This window comes from Psychrobacter namhaensis, assembly GCF_016107545.1.
In the GTDB taxonomy this organism is placed as follows: Bacteria; Pseudomonadota; Gammaproteobacteria; order Pseudomonadales; family Moraxellaceae; genus Psychrobacter; species Psychrobacter namhaensis.
In genome coordinates this window covers 36692-55096 of sequence record NZ_JABASS010000007.1, presented here as the reverse complement: position 1 = coordinate 55096, position 18405 = coordinate 36692, and the positions used below count along the sequence as shown (strand labels likewise).

14 protein-coding genes are annotated in these 18405 nt (G+C 44.2%); all 14 read left to right on the top strand.

What is annotated here, in order from left to right; genetic code table 11:
• Window positions 1-94 precede the first annotated feature (94 nt).
• Window positions 95-1309: a lipocalin family protein gene (locus tag JFC06_RS07215; RefSeq protein WP_198334503.1), complete on the top strand. Its 1215-nt coding sequence runs from the start codon at window positions 95-97 to the stop codon at window positions 1307-1309.
• Window positions 1310-1641: 332 nt separating this feature from the next.
• Window positions 1642-3087, top strand: a complete 1446-nt coding sequence (locus JFC06_RS07210) for a glyceraldehyde-3-phosphate dehydrogenase (RefSeq protein WP_198334502.1) — start codon at window positions 1642-1644, stop codon at window positions 3085-3087.
• A gap of 283 nt (window positions 3088-3370) precedes the next feature.
• Window positions 3371-4585, top strand: coding sequence for an Obg family GTPase CgtA (gene cgtA / locus JFC06_RS07205; protein WP_193005792.1), 1215 nt, complete (start codon window positions 3371-3373; stop codon window positions 4583-4585).
• A gap of 78 nt (window positions 4586-4663) precedes the next feature.
• Complete coding sequence (gene proB / locus JFC06_RS07200) at window positions 4664-5836, top strand: glutamate 5-kinase (protein ID WP_198334501.1); 1173 nt, start codon at window positions 4664-4666, stop codon at window positions 5834-5836.
• 255 nt (window positions 5837-6091) lie between these two features.
• Window positions 6092-7228: a uroporphyrinogen decarboxylase gene (gene hemE / locus JFC06_RS07195; RefSeq protein ID WP_193005794.1), complete on the top strand. Its 1137-nt coding sequence runs from the start codon at window positions 6092-6094 to the stop codon at window positions 7226-7228.
• Window positions 7229-7334: 106 nt separating this feature from the next.
• Window positions 7335-8402 (top strand): N-acetyl-gamma-glutamyl-phosphate reductase, encoded by a 1068-nt coding sequence (gene argC, locus JFC06_RS07190; RefSeq protein WP_198334500.1) that lies wholly within the window; start codon window positions 7335-7337, stop codon window positions 8400-8402.
• 101 nt (window positions 8403-8503) lie between these two features.
• Complete coding sequence (locus JFC06_RS07185) at window positions 8504-9370, top strand: hypothetical protein (protein ID WP_198334499.1); 867 nt, start codon at window positions 8504-8506, stop codon at window positions 9368-9370.
• Between the two features lie 125 nt (window positions 9371-9495).
• Window positions 9496-9891, top strand: a complete 396-nt coding sequence (locus JFC06_RS07180) for an ATP-dependent Clp protease adaptor ClpS (RefSeq protein ID WP_198334498.1) — start codon at window positions 9496-9498, stop codon at window positions 9889-9891.
• A 761-nt stretch (window positions 9892-10652) separates the two neighbouring features.
• Window positions 10653-13214, top strand: a complete 2562-nt coding sequence (gene clpA / locus JFC06_RS07175) for an ATP-dependent Clp protease ATP-binding subunit ClpA (RefSeq protein WP_198334497.1) — start codon at window positions 10653-10655, stop codon at window positions 13212-13214.
• Window positions 13215-13408: 194 nt separating this feature from the next.
• On the top strand, window positions 13409-14146 hold the full coding sequence (locus tag JFC06_RS07170) for a uracil-DNA glycosylase (RefSeq protein ID WP_198334496.1): 738 nt from the start codon (window positions 13409-13411) through the stop codon (window positions 14144-14146).
• A complete protein-coding gene (tadA, locus tag JFC06_RS07165) occupies window positions 14147-14722 on the top strand; it encodes a tRNA adenosine(34) deaminase TadA (RefSeq protein WP_406947918.1) in 576 nt (191 codons plus the stop codon). It abuts the gene before it with no gap.
• A 170-nt stretch (window positions 14723-14892) separates the two neighbouring features.
• Window positions 14893-15663, top strand: coding sequence for a (d)CMP kinase (gene cmk, locus JFC06_RS07160; protein ID WP_198334494.1), 771 nt, complete (start codon window positions 14893-14895; stop codon window positions 15661-15663).
• 315 nt (window positions 15664-15978) lie between these two features.
• On the top strand, window positions 15979-17667 hold the full coding sequence (rpsA, locus tag JFC06_RS07155; RefSeq protein ID WP_193005346.1) for a 30S ribosomal protein S1: 1689 nt from the start codon (window positions 15979-15981) through the stop codon (window positions 17665-17667).
• Between the two features lie 349 nt (window positions 17668-18016).
• Window positions 18017-18322 (top strand): integration host factor subunit beta, encoded by a 306-nt coding sequence (locus JFC06_RS07150; RefSeq protein WP_193005347.1) that lies wholly within the window; start codon window positions 18017-18019, stop codon window positions 18320-18322.
• The last annotated feature ends 83 nt before the right edge of the window (window positions 18323-18405 follow it).

The window sequence follows — 18405 nt, the reverse complement described above, 5'->3', positions numbered from 1 at the left end:
AAAAGCGTTTTGTCAGTAAATAACGCCCATAGATTGGATCAAACGAGTGTTATGAGTAAAGAATTTTAACAGTCACTACTAATATGGTACCCCTATGAAAACCAATAAGTTACCTCAATCAGTATGGTCTGATTCACAGGAAGCTGGTTCTCAGTCTCAGCAGAATAGCCAGTCGGATCGTTATTACTTAAATGGTAGTAATGGGCGACAGACAAGCTATGCCAGCAACGATGCTAGCTATAACCATGATGTTCCGAATGATAACGACTTAAAACAGGCTGCAAAAAACACCTCCATGCAAGACAGTAATTTTGGCTATAAAAGTGCAAACACTGGCCCTTTAAAAAACAAAGAGTCTGTTATGCTTGACAGCACCACTATAAAAAATAAAGGGTCAAAATCCAGCGTTAGTGAAAGCACAGATATTACTAATGGCTATTACTCTGATGGCTATAAGCAGACCACAAAGCTGGCCGAAAAAGAACCCATGCTGTCAGGGTTTTTAGAGGATCATGCAGAGGTGTTACCAAAAAAACTAGAACGAAAAGGGGGACTGGGGCAAAGTATCAGTTCCTCATCAACCGCAACTCACACCTCGTATCAAGACATACCGGAGCGTATATTTATGAATGGACTGATCAAGCACACAGGTATTGCCTTAGCTATTATCATACCGCTAGCAGCATTTTCAGCTTACGCTGCAACGCCGCCGGTTAACACCAGTAATAGTATGGCGGCTGACGCAACGACTGAGAAAACCACGACAGAAACGCTGTCTATTGAGCCGAGTGCCATCATACATAAGTCGGCCAGTACACCGACTACTGTGGATCATGTTGATCTCAATAAATATACTGGGACGTGGTATGAGATAGGACGCTTGCCCATGTATTTTCAGCGTAATTGTGCTGGTGATGTGACCGCCAACTACACTAAAAAAACAGATGGGTCAGGTATTATAGTCACTAATAAGTGTATGGATAAAGACGGTTCTAGCATCGTTGCTGAAGGTTTAGCTAAGCCAGTTGATGAATCAGGAAGCAAACTAAAAGTCACATTTTTACCTTCTTGGTTACGCTGGTTGCCAGTGGGCCGTGCCGATTATTGGGTGCTAGCACGCGACGCTGATTACAAAACGGCTTTGGTAGGGACACCTGATAAAGAATATCTCTGGTTATTAGCGCGCTCGCCAAATGTGACTCAGGAAACCTATGCTAAATATCGGCAGATTGCCCAACAACAAGGCTATGACTTAAAAGAGTTTAAGTTGACACCGCAAACCAATCAAACGGTGAATCTAGTGCCATAGTTGCCTATACCTGCTTAACTGATACGTTAAAGGATGGACAGCTCTTGATGTGTCATATCCAAGACTTAAAACAATAAAAATAAAGGTAGCTCAATTGGCTGCCTTTATTTTTATAATAACCAATATAGGCTAATAAAATACCTTATCGACCCTAGCAGATCGGTTATCACTGGCAAAATAAGGCGTTTTAGGCTAAAATCTAAGCAATCTATCTACTCTACACTTTATCACTGACACTAATAGTGTGTGGTTTCCATACTAGAGTAACTGCGCATCACCTATCTACTCTATATTTTTTAAACTTTACTGATCATACATTACCGACCATAAGGATGTTTCTCGTGAGCAACGCTGATACCTTACGCCAACTACATCAAGACCACTTAGGCCACTATAATAATCAAGAGCAACAAGCGATTGAGCTTATGGGGCTATTGAATAAGCTCTACAATGAGCAAGACGTACAAGTGACCTTGTTTGGTGACACGCTAAATACTACCTCAGTTGGTCAAATATTAGCATTACATCAAAAAGTAGCGCTACGTAATCAAGAAGCCCAATCTATCGATATCGCTGCTACCTTAGCGATGGTTAAAACGCTGGCAGAAAATGACAGTCTCCAGTCTGCACAGGTTGATGTTGGACAGTTGATCGCCAATGACACCAGCTTACAAGCGGCCCTTCAAGCGGTTAATATCAGTGAAAGTACAGTGAATCCTGCAACGGATGTTGTGCTATATGGTTTTGGCCGTATTGGTCGTATCTTAACGCGCCTATTATTGTCACAGGCGTCGAGTGCAAAAGGGCTACAGCTAAAAGCCATTGTGGTCCGTCCTGCTGCCGCTGGTGATTTGGCAAAACGTGCCTCATTATTAGAGCGTGACTCAATTCATGGTAGCTTCGCGGGTGCCGTGGTGGTAGATGAAGAAAACAACGGCTTGATTATCAATGGTCGCTTTGTCCAGGTTATCTATGCCAATGATCCAAGTAGCATTGACTATACCGTTTATGGCATCGACAATGCCTTGGTTATTGATAATACAGGCATCTGGAAAGACGAAGCGGGTCTTGGTAAGCACGTGCAGTCTACAGGTGTAAAAAAAGTGCTATTAACGGCGCCAGCTGGTGGCGATATCAAAAACGTCGTGTACGGTGTGAATAACGACACGGTTGGCGATGACACGATTGTGAGTGCAGCGAGCTGTACCACTAATGCTATCACCCCAACTTTAAAAGTATTGAACGATGAGTACGGTATCGAAAACGGTCACGTTGAAACGATTCATTCATTTACTAATGACCAAAACCTAATTGATAACTACCATAAAGCAGATCGTCGTGGTCGTAGTGCGGTCCTTAATATGGTGATCACCAGTACGGGCGCGGCAAAAGCAGTGGGCAAAGCGTTACCAGCCTTGAGTGGTAAACTCACTGGTAATGCCATTCGTGTACCTACTCCCAACGTCAGCTTAGCGATTTTAAACTTGAATCTTAAATCTGCTCCAGAAAGTGCAGAGGCGTTAAACAAGTTCATGCGTAAAGTGGCCAACAGCAGTACTTGGCAGACACAGATTGCTTATACGGATTCGACAGAAGCGGTATCGACTGATTTTGTCGGTGACACGCACGTCGGTATCGTTGATGCACAAGCAACGATCTTGACGGATAATCATGCCATTGTTTATATTTGGTATGACAACGAAGTAGGTTACAGCACTCAAGTATTACGTTTGGCGACACAAATGGCTGGAATTAGTTATACTCAGATTCCAGCATAAAATGCCAAATTTGGCAAAGTGGCAACCTCATAAAATACGGTAGTAAGCGTTAGGCTGGCGAAGATTTTACTTGAGGTTTCTGTCAGAAATTAAGCATAATTTGAAGTGTCATACCAAACACCCGATAGTCCGATTGGTTATCGGGTGTTATTGTCATAATGAATGCTAAGAGCAATTCCATTGCTTGCTGCGTTCACTAGGGCAGCACGATATAGTAACAACCTAAAATATAGCCGTTGGCTGTACCAGTATATACACTGGATTGTAAATTAAGGAACGTAAGATGCGATTTATTGATGAAGCCGTCGTAACGGTAAAAGCAGGTGACGGTGGTAACGGAATCGCCAGTTTTCGCCGAGAAAAATATGTACCGCGTGGTGGTCCTGATGGCGGTGATGGTGGTAGTGGCGGCGACGTCTATGTCATCGCTGATGACAACACCAACACCTTAGTCGACTATCGCTATACCCGTCGCTATGACGCGATGCGCGGTGAAAACGGACACAGTAAGAACTGCTCAGGTAAAGGCTCTGACGATATTTATTTGCCAGTACCGATTGGTACCACTGTGGTCGACACTGAAACAGATGAGGTGCTGGGAGACTTAGTTGAAATTGGCCAGAAATTGCTGATTGCCAAAGGCGGCGACGGTGGACTGGGTAATACGCATTTCAAAAGCTCTACGAACCAAGCCCCGCGCAAAGCCACATCAGGTTTTGAAGGGGAGTTAAAAATCCTCAAGTTTGAGCTAAAAGTAGTGGCTGATGTGGGTTTGGTCGGTCTACCTAATGCGGGTAAATCTACTTTTATCCGTCAAGTCTCTGCTGCCAGACCGAAAGTGGCTGACTATCCGTTTACCACGCTAGTGCCAAACTTGGGCGTGGTGGATATTGGACGTCATCGCTCCTTTGTCATGGCTGATATTCCTGGTCTTATTGAAGGCGCATCAGAAGGGGCTGGACTGGGCATTCGCTTTTTAAAGCACGTGGCTCGTACGCGCCGCTTGCTGCACTTGGTCGATGTAAAACCAATTGATGGTAGCGATCCGGTAGAAAATGCTCGCGTTATCTTAAATGAGCTTGAGCGCTTCTCTCCTGAATTGGCCAACTTACCGCAAATTTTGGTATTGAACAAAATTGATCAGGTCGATGACGAAGACTTGAATGAGCTTTGCACGCACATTGTGGCAGAGCTTGGTTGGACAGGTATGGTTTTCCGCACCGCAACCCTGACTGGTGAAGGCGTGGATGCGGTCAAATACCACTTAATGAATGAAATTGAGCGTGAGCGTGAGCGTGAAATAGAAGACCCGATCTTCGCTGAAGCGCAAAAAGAACGCTTTGAGCGTTTAGAAGCGGAAGTACGTGTAAATACAGAAGCTCAGCGCGAAGCGTATCGCGCGGCTCGCAAAGCCCAGCGTGAAGGCTTGGATTTAGCCAATGATAGCGATCTTGATGATGACGATGAAGATGGTGTTGAGGTGGTTTATGTTCCTTAAGCGACCACGCTTGAGCTGATATACTAGAATTTTTTAATTATTCCCCGTAATCAATTCACATGAGAAACAGGAGTTTATATGGCAGGTGACATGGAAAAAACGACCGAAGAAGCAAGGTTTATTAAACAAACTCGCAACTTTGATATTCAGCGCGTTATTGTCAAGATTGGTTCATCGCTGTTAACCAATAACGGCCGAGGGCTAGATCGAACTGCCATATACGAGTGGGCAAAGCAGATCGCTAAGCTACATAAGCAAGGGGTCGAAGTACTGCTGGTATCATCAGGTGCAGTGGCTGAAGGTGTGGTACGCATGAACCTTGAGGAACGCCCTAAAAAACTGGCTGCACTACAGGCTTGTGCTTCTATTGGTCAAATGGGTTTGATTGAAACATGGTGGTCAGCACTGATCCAGCATGGTATCCAAAGCTCGCAGCTACTGCTGACGCATGATGACTTGTCTAATCGTAGCCGTTATCTCAATACGACAGGTGCGCTCACGCAATTACTAGAATGGCGCGTGCTACCCGTCATTAATGAAAATGATACCATTACCATTGATGAAATTAAATTTGGTGATAATGACACGTTAGGGGCGATGGCAGCAGCGATGGTTAATGCTGATTTGTACATTATCTTAACGGATCAAGAGGGCGTGTTCACTGATAACCCGCGTGACAATCCTGATGCCAAGATGATTCGCCAAGAGCGTGCAATGGCGGATTACTTGTTTGATATAGCAGGAGATGGCGGAAAGCTTGGACGCGGGGGTATGTTGACCAAAATCCGTGCAGGTCGTCTTGCTGCAATGGGTGGCTGTCCAACCGTAATCGTGAGCGGGGCTATTGACGATGTCATCACACGCGTGGTGTCAGGTGAAGCGGTCGGTACGCTTTTGACGACCAACGATGAAGACAAAATTATTGCTCGTAAGCAGTGGCTGGCGGCGCATCTACGCATGTCAGGCAGCTTGGTGGTCGATGCTGGTGCGGCAAAGGCGTTGACTGAGCACAATAGAAGTCTGTTACCAGTCGGTGTGGTAGAGGTGCGTGGCGGCTTTGATGAAGGGGATGTGGTAGAGATTATTCATCAGGATACAGGCGAGCGTATAGCAGTTGGACAAGTGAATTTCTCGTCGCATGATGCGCGCCGAGTGGCTCGTGAGCGGACAGAACATTTTGATAAGATCTTTGGTAGTAACGAAGAGCGCGTCGTCATGGTGCACCGTGATAACTTGGCTTTGACAGTATAGTACGTGAATGGTTAAGCAGATTTTCCTGATTGAAATAGCTTATCTATTGTATAGGTAAGCTATTTTTATCCAGCGTCACAGCAAATCATACTTATAAAGTCTAAAGCGTCATATCAGTTAACGCTGTTAAGAACATTCAGATCAGACGTCACTATCTACACGTTATAAGCGTTTTTTATTCCTTTATTCAACTTATTTTAACCAGCATAGTATCTATTAAGACATATAAGACTGTGTTGTTTTGGAGATTTGTACATGAGTGCTTCAGATAATAGTGACTCAATTGGGCAAGAATTTGCGCCGTTAAAAAACGATAGATTGCTACGGGCACTACGCTTTGAGACGATCGATACCACGCCAGTCTGGATGATGCGTCAAGCAGGTCGTTATTTACCAGAATATAAGGCGACTCGCGCTGAGGCGGGTGACTTTATGAGCCTATGTAGAGATACAGACCGTGCCACTGAAGTGACGTTGCAGCCTCTGCGTCGTTACGATTTGGACGCCGCTATTTTATTCAGTGATATCTTGACCATCCCTGACGCTATGGGATTGGGTTTATACTTTGAGACGGGTGAAGGTCCTAAGTTTAAACATCCGATTCGCCAACAGGCTGATCTTGATAGACTGCCCGTGCTAGACGCTAATGACTCTCTTGATTATGTCATGCGTGCGGTGACGAGCATTCGTAAAGCGCTAAATGGTCAAGTACCATTATTTGGTTTTTCTGGTAGTCCATGGACACTAGCGACCTATATGATTGAGGGTGGTAGCTCAAAAGATTATCGTTATACCAAAGGTTTTTTATATAGCAATCCTGATTTTTTACATCAACTGTTAGATAAGTTGGCAACGGCTGTGATTGACTATTTAGATGCGCAAGTGGTCGCTGGTGCTCAAGTCTTACAAATATTTGATAGTTGGGGCGGGGCACTTGGTCATCGTCAATTTATTGATTTTTCTCACGCTTATAACAAGCGTATTGTCGCTGAATTAAAGGTACGCCATCCACAAATACCTGTGGTGTTATTCACTAAGGGCGGCGGGTTATGGCTCGATGTTCAAGCGGACAGCGAAGCGGATGCACTCGGCCTAGACTGGACGATGCCGATCGATCGTGCGCGGCAAGTATTGACTGAAAGTCAGCGCCAGTTGACCAAACAGCATAAAAAACTACAGAGTAGTAAAGCGATTCAAGGTAACTTGGATCCAGCAACACTGTACGGATCACCTGCGTCTATCCGTAGTGAAGTGAATGCGATGCTTGATAGTGCGTATGCTAACGGTGAAAAAACAGGTTACATCGCAAACTTAGGTCATGGCATTACTCAGTGGGTCAACCCTGACCATGCTAAAGTGTTTATTGATGCGGTACATGACTATCAAATCTAAACACTCTAAAATTTAGAAGCGATCACTTTTTGGTTGATTAAGCTAAAAAGTGACTTTTATAGCGATTTAGAATGTTTTTACTGAGTACAAGAAAAAAGGCTATCTTATGATTTCAGCAGCGATTGTTGGTGGTACAGGCTATACAGGTGTTGAGTTGATTCGTCTGTTGTCGGCGCATCCTAAAGTCTCGATTGATTTACTAACGTCGCGTAGCGAAGCGGGTACACGCGCTGATGAGATATTTCCAAGCTTACGCGGTGTCTCAGATATTGTCTTTAGTGACTTAGGTGATAACACACTTGCTACGTTGCAGAAGTGCGATGTGGTATTTTTTGCGACACCGCATGGCGTTGCCATGCAGCAAGCTGAAGCCCTCACTCAAGCAGGCGTAAAAGTGATCGATTTGGCGGCTGACTTTCGTTTACAGTCATTGACCGATTTTGAGCAGTGGTATCAACAGTCGCATGCTTGTCCTGAGCTGCTAAAAACAGCCGTTTATGGATTACCTGAAGTCAATCGCAATAAGCTTGCCAGTGCTTTAGTCGTCGGCAATCCTGGCTGTTATCCGACCACGGCTATTTTGGGCTTAAAACCCATAATAGAAGCACAAAATAAGCAGGCACAAAGACTGGTTGAGCCTCGTATTGTCATTGATGCCAAATCTGGTGTTTCAGGCGCTGGACGTCAAGCAAAGCTTGCGCTTAACTATACTGAAACCACCGATAATTTTAAAGCGTATAGCGTTGAAGGACATCGTCACCTGCCCGAGATTGAGCAAGGCGTCGCCCAGCTGTTAGACAGTCAGTTTACCCATCGCATTCGTTTTTTACCGCATCTTGTGCCCATGATTCGTGGCATGCTCAGCTCTATTCACATGGAGCTTACTGAGGCTGGTGCGGCCATTGATTGGCAACACGCATTTGAGAGTGTTTATGCCTCAGAGCCGTTCATTGATGTTATGCCACAGGGTATTTATCCAGACACCCGTAGCGTCCGTGCCAGCAATCGCTTACGTATTGCCGTGCATCAAGACAATGAGCGTGCTGAGCTAACCGTTATCGTCGTGCAGGATAACTTGGTAAAAGGGGCGGCGGGCCAAGCGGTACAGAATATGAATGTTATGTTTGGATTTGATGAAACAATGGGGCTAAACTTTGCTCCTATTGTCCCTTAGTACCGGTTCTTATCGCCACTCTATTCACATTTACGGTGCTAGGTATTGATTATAAATTCCGCTATAATAACTTGCCTTTACTGTTAAGAGATACTGTCTAAATGCGTGTTAAGCTCATACTACGCTTTTGCTCACAGCCAGCACGTTCATCGTGCCAAGATTCTGCTTTACCTCTTTTGGAGCGTAGACCACATTTTCTGATTAGTCAGGATTGCCTAGCAAATACGACGGGTAGGGCGCAAAAAGGGGCATCGACACTGGTACTGGCGTTATTTGTCGTGGTCATCCTAGTGACTGCGGGCGTGAGTCTTATATTTGGTCATAAACTGGGGTATCAGCGCGGCTTTCATTCGATGCAAACTGAAACCAAGCAAGCGTTAATCAATAGCACTGAGGCAACTAAAGCGCTAAAAGAATTAAGGCACAGTAATAAAATAGCGACCACTCAAGCCGTTACAGCCAAGCAAGAGCTGGCAATAAGCTTGGCCAATCTAAAAGAGTTGCGTGAAAACCAGCAAGAATTAACGATTGAAAACAAGCAAGTCGCGCAGCTGAATGAACTCTACGCTGATTTCATTAGCCAAAAAGGTGGTATGCCCTTACAAATACTTGGCGCTAAGATTGAACCACTACCTGAGAACGCCTTTGAATATGGTTTTGATATCGGTATGCTGGCAAGTGATGGAGAAGCCAAGCGTTTAAAGCCCACCTTGACGTTACTCAATGACAATGACTTTGTAGAAGTGCCATTAGATCCCGTAACTTACTCCATTGAAGGCATCACTCGTATTCGGGGCCGCTTTATGATGCCCTCAGGTTTTAAACCTCTACAAGTGAAACTGAGCGTACAAGCAGGTGGGCAGAAAGCGGAACAGCTGTATGATTGGAAGCTTGGCGATCGAGTTGATAACCTGCCGTTGTCACTTTTGGACTTGCCGGAAGTCGATGAAAGTCCCATTGAGCCTTAATCAATCATAAAGCAATAATGACATAGTCCTTAAATGATGTTTTGTTCTCTGCGTGGTTTCCTGCCTGTCTACTCTTTCTTACTTCAAAAACACCTGATAACTGTATTTTTATTATGATGAAAAAAATGATATTACAAGCTACGCCAACGGTTTCTGATTGGCACTTCCCAAATATGCCTGCTCATCGTGCACAAGAGGGCGATACCGATGGGGAAACCTCGCCGCAAGCAGACGTATTGGTGGCAGAGCCAGAAGTGGCTAAGCCGCCGATGTATGCCGTGGTTATGTATAATGATAACTATACGCCCATGGAATTCGTCGTCTATATTTTACAGTCGGAGTTCCGTCATAGTATGGATTCTGCGGTGGAAATTATGCTGACGATTCACAACAGTAGCAAAGGCATTGCGGGTATTTATCCTAAAGATATTGCTGAAACTAAGGCCAAAAAAGTGAACAGCCTTGCCCATCGTGAAGGCTATCCGCTACTGACTCAAATAGAGCCGCACCAAGGCGAATAAAAACATTGTACAGATGTTAATGTGCAACTCTCACTTTGCTTTTGCTTTTGCTTTTGCTTTTGCTTTTTCTGCCTTGTGATATCAAACCATCAGTACAGCTTATAAATAGTTTACCTTGATAGCCAGCTTAATAAGCACTCTGCACCAAGTCCTCATTGATCACATCTTTCTTATAAAACATACTGAATGAATGGCTGTATTATTATCACAACCTTGATTTTCTTCTAATATAGCCTTATATAGTAAGTCACCCCGTTAAGTAGGGGCAGAGCCAGAGGTCTTGTATCACTCCTCTTCTAGTATCGTTTTTTAATAGCATCGATATTCAAGCAGCGTTGTCTTAGAAATTTTTGTTCCGCTCCGTGCTTAAATAAAAAACAGCCAAATTTTTATACCTCCCTTCGTTATCTTATAACCAAACTCTCTTGTATCTACCCAGTTTCCTGAGCGTTGCTGCTCTATTATTTTTGTGTCTATCAAGATGTAATATGCTTCGATACATTTTAGTCTGTGTTAATAGATTGACTCTGCTGAAGTATCGTGTTGAGATAAAGAAAAGAGAATGTGAGTGGTTAACTCTCTTGATCGATGATAAGTGGGTAACCATGCTAGGTAAGCAATGCATGACCAATGTCATTTCATGATACCTTTTAATAATACGGATGTTGCCCTTGAACAATCCATCTGTCGCCCTGATTTACTTACTAACTCATTCATAAAGCTATCAATTATAAAGATAGGTATAACCGTAGGAAGTCGTTATGTTAAGTCGTCATCTTGAAGTTTCTCTACGTTTAGCAATGACGCTTGCGCGCCAAAAATCGCATGAGTATCTCACTGTTGAACATCTATTACTGGCATTGTTAGAAAATACTCACGCTGCCAATACCTTAACTGCGTGTAATGCCAATGTTTCAACGCTGCGCACTGAGCTTGAGGCTTATATTAGTAAACACACGCCAACCGTCGACGCAGATTCGGAACAATCGCCGCAGCCGACCCAAAGCTTTGATCGTATTTTGCAACGTGCTATTTTTCACGTGCAGTCTATTGGCGGTGGCCGCCTTGTCGAAGGTTCAGATATTTTAGTGTCTATGTTTTCTGAGCATGATACGTACGCGGTTTATTTACTGAAAAAACAAGGTATTAGCCGTCTTGAGCTAACCCAATACTTGTCACATGGACAAGATAAAGACGAGCCAGCTGAGCCGCGTGCTTCTATGACTGGTGAGCGCCGTAGTGCGTCAGAGAAGACCAGTAAAGATCCATTGGTAGAGTTTGCCACCAACTTAAACCAGCGCGCCGCTGAGGGCAAAACAGACCCACTGATTGGCCGTGCCTCTGAGATTGAGCGCGCCGCGCAAGTACTGTGCCGCCGCCGTAAAAACAATCCCTTATTGGTAGGTGAGCCGGGTGTTGGCAAGACTTCTATTGCTGAAGGTTTGGCATGGTTGATTATCAATGATAGAGCGCCGAAGCCACTGAACGGTTGTGTCATCTATAGTCTTGATATTGGTTCATTGATTGCGGGCACTAAATATCGTGGTGATTTTGAAAAACGTATGAAATCACTGCTCGATGCCCTAAAGAAAAAGCCTAATGCTATCTTGTTTATTGATGAGATTCATATGATTATTGGCGCAGGCTCGTCCATGAGCAGTAATATGGATGTGTCCAACCTAATCAAGCCAGCGCTTGCCAATGGAGAGTTACGCTGTATTGGTTCAACGACCTTTACCGAGTATCGTCAGGTATTTGAAAAGGATCATGCATTGTCGCGTCGTTTCCAAAAAATCGATGTGAAAGAACCTAGTGTCGATGACAGTATTGATATTTTACGGGGTCTTAAACCACGTTACGAAGAGTTTCATAACGTTGAGTACACAGATGAGGCCTTGGTCACTGCTGTACAGTTGTCCGCTAAACACATCCATGAGCGCTTTTTGCCGGATAAGGCCATTGACGTGATTGATGAAGCGGGTGCGTATAAACGTTTGGGCGTTATTCCTGATGCCGATGATATTGATGCAGAAGAAAACTTCATTGCGGATCTAGAGCAAGACTTTGATGCCCAGATTGATGAGGATGCTGATAGCGACGTGGCTCATGACGCTACTGATAGTGAGATGCAAGATGAAGCAGATGCGGCAAAAGCCAATGACCGCGCCCAATCATCGGATGACTCTAAAGCGTCTAACGCCAAGAAAAAGCCACCGATGAAAATCGATGTGGCAGATATTGAAGCGATCATTGCTAAGCTTGCGCGTATTCCGCCCAAGTCAGTATCGAGTGATGATAAGAGTATTCTTGAGCACTTAGATCGTGATCTTAAGCACTTAGTATTTGGGCAAGATGAAGCGATTGAAACGTTAGCAGATGCGATTAAATTGTCGCGTGCTGGCCTCAAAGCGCCTGACAAGCCCATTGGTTCATTTATGTTTGCTGGTCCGACTGGGGTTGGTAAAACAGAAGTGTCACGTCAGCTAGCCAATTTGCTCGGTGTCGAGTTGGTACGCTTCGATATGTCAGAGTATATGGAAGCCCATACCGCCTCACGCCTAATTGGTGCGCCGCCAGGCTATGTCGGTTATGATCAAGGTGGTTTGCTTACTGAAAAGATCAATCAACATCCGCATTGCGTTTTGTTACTTGATGAGATCGAAAAAGCGCACCCTGATGTCTTTAACCTGTTATTACAAGTCATGGATCATGGTACATTGACTGACAATAATGGTCGTGTCGCTATCTTTAAGCAAGTCATTGTTATTATGACGACGAATGTCGGTGCGGATAGCATCAGTCGCTCGTCCATGGGCTTTACGCAGCAAGATCATAGTCGTGATAACACTGAAGCTCTCAAACGTGTCTTTACGCCTGAGTTCCGTAATCGCTTGGATGCCATCATTCAGTTCAATCCACTAGACACCTCAGTTGTAGTATCAGTGGTCGATAAGTTCTTGGTTGAGCTACAAGTACAGCTCGATGACAAGCAAGTGACGCTAGAGATTGATGATGAGGTACGCGACTACTTAGCTGATAAAGGCTATGATCGTCTAATGGGTGCACGTCCAATGCAGCGTCTGATTCAAGATGAGATCAAAAAGCCGTTGGCAAGTATGATTTTGTTTGGTGACTTGGTCAACGGCGGGGTAGTACAGCTTACTTTGGCGCCTGAGGCCACCGATGCACAAGATGACGATACGGTAAATCTTGATAAAAGTAGGGGTAAGCGCTCAGATAAAGGGTCAGCCGACAGCCGTATTGTGTTGACGGTTGTTGAGACTCACGAACCACATCCAGATTCTGAGTCGTTAGCCAGCTAAAGCGTCTTGTACCAATATTATAAGAACGATGACTACATTATAAAAACGGTTACTGCGGTAGCCGTTTTTTTATTGCTATAATTTAGCCAAAGCTATTATCAAATTTATTAATCTTGAGTTGCAGCGGTTTTATAGAACATTGATTCAGTGATTCTTACAAAAAGATTCTTACAAAAAAGTAAAAAGGAAACAGTATGGCGTTGTTTGACGAAAAGACGACGAAGACCTCAGAGCAAAAGCAGGCGATTTTAGACAATGTCCGCCTGCCCGAGGATTGGAAAACAGCACTAGCAGAGGAGTTAACCTCTCATAATATGGATGATCTACGGGCATTTCTAAAGGATGCTTATCAGTCAGATGAGAGTATTTATCCTCCTGCACCGCTGATGTTCAATGCCTTTAACTTAACGCCTTTATCACAGGTAAAAGTGGTTATCTTAGGTCAGGATCCGTATCATCGTCCAGGGCAGGCAATGGGGTTGTCCTTTTCTGTGCCCAAAGCCATACCAAAGCCGCCCTCACTTAACAATTTATTGAAAGAGATGGCAGACGATATTGGTATCAAGCCCTCGGCGCACGGCGATCTGACTTACTGGGCGCAGCAAGGGGTTTTGCTATTGAATAGCTCACTGACGGTACAAGAAGGAGCGCCCAACAGCCATCAGAATAAAGGCTGGGAGCAGTTTACCGATGCGGTCATTGATGTGGTTAACGAACAAACAGAGCATACCGTGTTTATCTTATGGGGTAGCAAGGCACAGAAAAAGGGTAAATATATCAACACAGATAAGCACCTGATCTTGACAGCGGTACATCCATCGCCACTTGCTGCTAACCGTGGTGGCTTCTTTGGTACCAAACCCTTTTCTAAAACCAATGACTATCTGCGGCAGCATGGGCAAAAGCCGATTGATTGGCAGTTACCACAGTAAATGATAAATACTCTTCCTTTTGATTTACAGCGGCCGCAGTTAAGAGCTGACCAGTTAACGCCTTCAAGGCTTGAGAGTTGTACCTTTTGGTCACCTCAAGATGTTAAATGGATGCAAGAAGCTCTTAAGTTAGCCAAACAAGGTGCTGAGCTTGGCGAAGTGCCAGTAGGCGCTATACTGGTACATAATCAGCAGGTTATCGGTCAAGGCTTCAATGAACCCATTGGCCGCCATGATGCGACTGCCCATGCCGAAATCATAGCCCTAAGGGATGCTTGCGCTCGTTTAAAAAACTATCGCTTACCCTTGCAGACGACTTTGTATGTCACTTTAGAGCCATGTACCATGTGTATTGGTGCGCTCATTCACGCACGTGTTGATAGGCTAGTGTATGCGGCAAGCGAGCCTCGGGCCGGCATGGTGGGTAGTCAAATAAATTTACCGATGCAGCCGTTTTATAATCATACAATCGGCGTGCATCATGGCTTGTGTCGTGAGCATAGCAGTCAGATACTCAAGGCGTTTTTCCGTGAACGCCGACAAGCTGCAAAAAAGAAAAACAACGTAAGTAATTAACAAGATATCGGTCTTGTGGCTAGTGATGGGCAGGTTTATTTGCTATAATGCTGCACTATTTGGTAGCGAGCTTCTTAATTTGCTGTCAAGTATTTGATAAATAAATGGATATCATGCTGGTAGTCGCCTACAAGCAGCCGTATAAGTATGCCTACTATTAAGTGAGTATTATGACCGTTTCTACAGCTGATAACACGCCACTTAGTAGTGATGATACTAGCCAAGTAAAGCCATTGCGTTATCCTGTTATTTGTATTGATGGGCCAAGTGGCGCCGGTAAAGGTACAGTGACGTGGCGCTTGGCCCAAGCTCTAAACTATCAGTTGCTAGACTCAGGCGCCCTCTATCGTATCGTAGGTCTCAAAGCGTTTGAAGCTGGGTTGATCACTGCCGATACCAACCAAACTATTGATGAGACAGCGGTATTAGCGTTAACACAAAGCTTAGAGATCGCCTTTGTGCCTAACAACGAGTCAGGACGTGTCGATATACTGGTGAATGGTGAGGCAGTAGGTGAGCAAGTCCGTAACGAAACGGTTGGTGGGTATGCCTCCCAGATAGCGGTATTTCCCACAGTTCGCCAGGCTCTGCTAAAGTTGCAGCAAGATATGGCGACACGTTCAGGACTCGTCGCTGATGGGCGTGATATGGGTACGGTTGTGTTTCCAGATGCGGATGTTAAGGTTTATTTGACAGCGAGTGCGGAAGCGCGGGCCGAGCGCCGTGTGACTCAGCTACTAAATGCCGGTCAAACAGCTGATTTTGATGCGATTTTAGCCACGATTAAAGCCCGTGATGAACGTGATGAGAACCGGACGACCGCACCATCAAAACCTGCAGAAGATGCGCTGCTACTCGATAGCTCAACGTTAGATGCAAATACGGTTTATGAACAAGTTAAAAAACATTGCCAAGATCAAGGTATTTGTTTTAATAGTTAATAAAAACAACATAGTAAGTACTAAAAAGCTTAGCATAGGCGGTGTTTTTAGTATAAAATCATACTGTTAGATGTTAGCTTTTTTTCAAACCACAGCGTAGAGAATCAGTTTGACTAAGTAAAAAGAGTTGACTAAGCAAAAAGCATTAACATAAGACACTTGTTGCTAGTGAGTTTGTTCAATCATTCGCTTATTAGCAACAAACGTTTTTTTATATGACTGCGTAAGATATAAAACCAGTATTCTCGTTTTATGCAGTCATAAATTTGATCCGTACTGTGCTGGACAGGATACGGCTATACAAAGGTAGACATAATGGAATCATTTGCTGAACTATTTGAAGCGAGCATTGAAGAGCAGGGCCTGGATATCGAGCGTGGCTCGGTTATTACAGGTACTGTTGTGGCCATCGATAGCGATTGGATCACAGTAGATACTGGTCTTAAATCTGAAGGTATCGTCGCTCGTGAAGAGTTTTTAAGCGAAGAAGGCGAACTTGAAGTTGAAGTTGGCGATAGCGTTGATGTCGTAGTTGAAGCGGTTGATAACGGTATGGGTCAAACCCTACTGTCACGCGAAAAAGCCAAACGCGTTGAAACTTGGAACTTCCTTGAAAAAATCGCTGACAACGATGAGATCGTAAAAGGTATTATCTCAAGTAAAGTTAAAGGCGGTTTCACGGTAGATATCGGTTCAGTACGCGCATTCTTACCAGGTTCATTGGTAGATGTACGTCCTATCCGTGATACGACGCATCTTGAAGGCAAAGAGCTAGAATTCAAAGTTATCAAGCTTGATCAAAAGCGTAACAACGTTGTTGTTAGCCGCCGTGCCGTCATGGAAGCTGAAAATTCAGCTGAGCGCGAAGAGCTATTGAACAAACTTGAAGAAGGTATCGAGATCGAAGGTATCGTTAAGAACCTTACTGATTACGGCGCGTTCGTTGATCTAGGTGGTATCGATGGTCTATTGCACATCACTGACATGGCATGGCGCCGTATCAAGCATCCATCTGAAGTTGTTGAAGTTGGTCAAGACCTAAAAGTTAAAGTATTGAAGTTTGACCGTGAGCGCAATCGCGTAAGCCTAGGTCTAAAACAACTTGGTACTGATCCTTGGGACAACGTTGGCGGTACTTACCCAGTGGGTAGCGTAGTGAAAGCTCGCGTAACTAACTTGACTGATTATGGTTGTTTTGCTGAGATTTCTGAAGGTATCGAAGGTCTAGTACACGTATCAGAAATGGATCATACCAACAAAAACATCCACCCATCAAAAGTTGTTCAAGTGGGCGATGAAGTTGAAGTAATGATTCTTGATATCGACGAAGAGCGTCGCCGTATCAGCCTAGGTATTAAACAGACTCTAGCTAACCCATGGGATGAGTTTGATAAGAAACATGAGCGCGGTGATAAAATCACTGGTACGATCAAATCAATCACTGACTTCGGTATCTTTATCGGTCTAGACGGTGGTATCGATGGTCTTGTTCATCTATCTGATATCTCTTGGAACGAAACTGGCGAAGATGCTATCCGTAACTACAATAAAGGCGACACTGTAGAAGCAATGGTATTGTCTGTAGATGCAGAAGCCAACCGTATCAGCCTAGGCGTGAAGCAGTTGAGCTCTGATCCATTTAACGAGTACCTAGTCGGTAACGACCGCGGTGCTATCGTAAATGGTAAAGTAAAAGAAGTAGATGCTAAAGGCGCTACTATCGAGCTTGCTGACGAAGTTGAAGCGTATCTACGCGCTTCTGAGATTCAGCGTGACCGCGTTGAAGATGCGACTAAGCATCTGTCTGTTGGTGATGACGTTGAAGCGAAAATCATCAGTGTTGATCGTAAAACACGCAACATCAACTTGTCTATCAAAGCGAAAGACGAAGCTGAAGAGCGTCAAGCGATTAAAGATCTTGGTAGCACCAACACGACTGCTGCTGCAGGTTCTGATGCTCAGCCAAAAACCATTGGTGACTTGATCAAAGAACAAATGCAGTAAGCGATACCTTATTGATATAAAGTAATGTAAAAAAAGCGACTCCGGTCGCTTTTTTTGTGACTAAATTTTGATCCGGTGGTTAATCGGCAAGGTTTTTGCCTAAACCCGTAAACTCTTATTTCCATTTACGATAATATCCGCTATCATTTCGTACATTGAGTAACGAGATGTGAATCACAGATTATTTAAGACCGTAGTATTGTTCGAGTTATGAAGTTTTCTTTTTATGATTCTAAGGTACTTACGTTCTCACAAATAGTTTTTAAAAATCGCTAATTAAGCGCAGTGACTGAAAAAAAAGTCTGATTCATAATCATCTTATCCAGCAATCAACAAGGCAAGCGTAATAATGCAGCAAACGATTAACAAGTCTGAATTTATTAGTAATCTGAGTGCGAACTGCGAAAATGTGACTGATACCGTGGTCGATGATGCAGTGCGTGAAATATTAAACCTAATGACCCACACGTTAGCCAATGATGGTCGGGTGGAAGTTCGCGGATTTGGCAGTTTTTGTCTACATCATCGCCGTGCTCGCATGGGCCGCAATCCTAAAACAGGAGAAAGCGTACCCGTACCCGCGAAAGCCATTCCACACTTTAAGCCAGGTAAAGCGCTACGTGAAGCAGTCAATGATAAAGTTGCAAACAGTTAGTAGTCATAAGCGGTAATGAGATAAAACCAGTATTAATCTGGTTTATCAGCGGCTTCTGTATGGCTTTAACTTCAACATGCAAA

Bases quoted from the DNA above. Each gene is read 5' to 3' on its own strand.
- JFC06_RS07215 (WP_198334503.1), top strand. From the start codon at position 95: ATGAAAACCAATAAGTTACCTCAATCAGTATGGTCTGATTCACAGGAA.
- JFC06_RS07210 (WP_198334502.1), top strand. From the start codon at position 1,642: ATGTTTCTCGTGAGCAACGCTGATACCTTACGCCAACTACATCAAGAC.
- cgtA (WP_193005792.1), top strand. From the start codon at position 3,371: ATGCGATTTATTGATGAAGCCGTCGTAACGGTAAAAGCAGGTGACGGT.
- proB (WP_198334501.1), top strand. From the start codon at position 4,664: ATGGCAGGTGACATGGAAAAAACGACCGAAGAAGCAAGGTTTATTAAA.
- hemE (WP_193005794.1), top strand. From the start codon at position 6,092: ATGAGTGCTTCAGATAATAGTGACTCAATTGGGCAAGAATTTGCGCCG.
- argC (WP_198334500.1), top strand. From the start codon at position 7,335: ATGATTTCAGCAGCGATTGTTGGTGGTACAGGCTATACAGGTGTTGAG.
- JFC06_RS07185 (WP_198334499.1), top strand. From the start codon at position 8,504: ATGCGTGTTAAGCTCATACTACGCTTTTGCTCACAGCCAGCACGTTCA.
- JFC06_RS07180 (WP_198334498.1), top strand. From the start codon at position 9,496: ATGATATTACAAGCTACGCCAACGGTTTCTGATTGGCACTTCCCAAAT.
- clpA (WP_198334497.1), top strand. From the start codon at position 10,653: ATGTTAAGTCGTCATCTTGAAGTTTCTCTACGTTTAGCAATGACGCTT.
- JFC06_RS07170 (WP_198334496.1), top strand. From the start codon at position 13,409: ATGGCGTTGTTTGACGAAAAGACGACGAAGACCTCAGAGCAAAAGCAG.
- tadA (WP_406947918.1), top strand. From the start codon at position 14,147: ATGATAAATACTCTTCCTTTTGATTTACAGCGGCCGCAGTTAAGAGCT.
- cmk (WP_198334494.1), top strand. From the start codon at position 14,893: ATGACCGTTTCTACAGCTGATAACACGCCACTTAGTAGTGATGATACT.
- rpsA (WP_193005346.1), top strand. From the start codon at position 15,979: ATGGAATCATTTGCTGAACTATTTGAAGCGAGCATTGAAGAGCAGGGC.
- JFC06_RS07150 (WP_193005347.1), top strand. From the start codon at position 18,017: ATGCAGCAAACGATTAACAAGTCTGAATTTATTAGTAATCTGAGTGCG.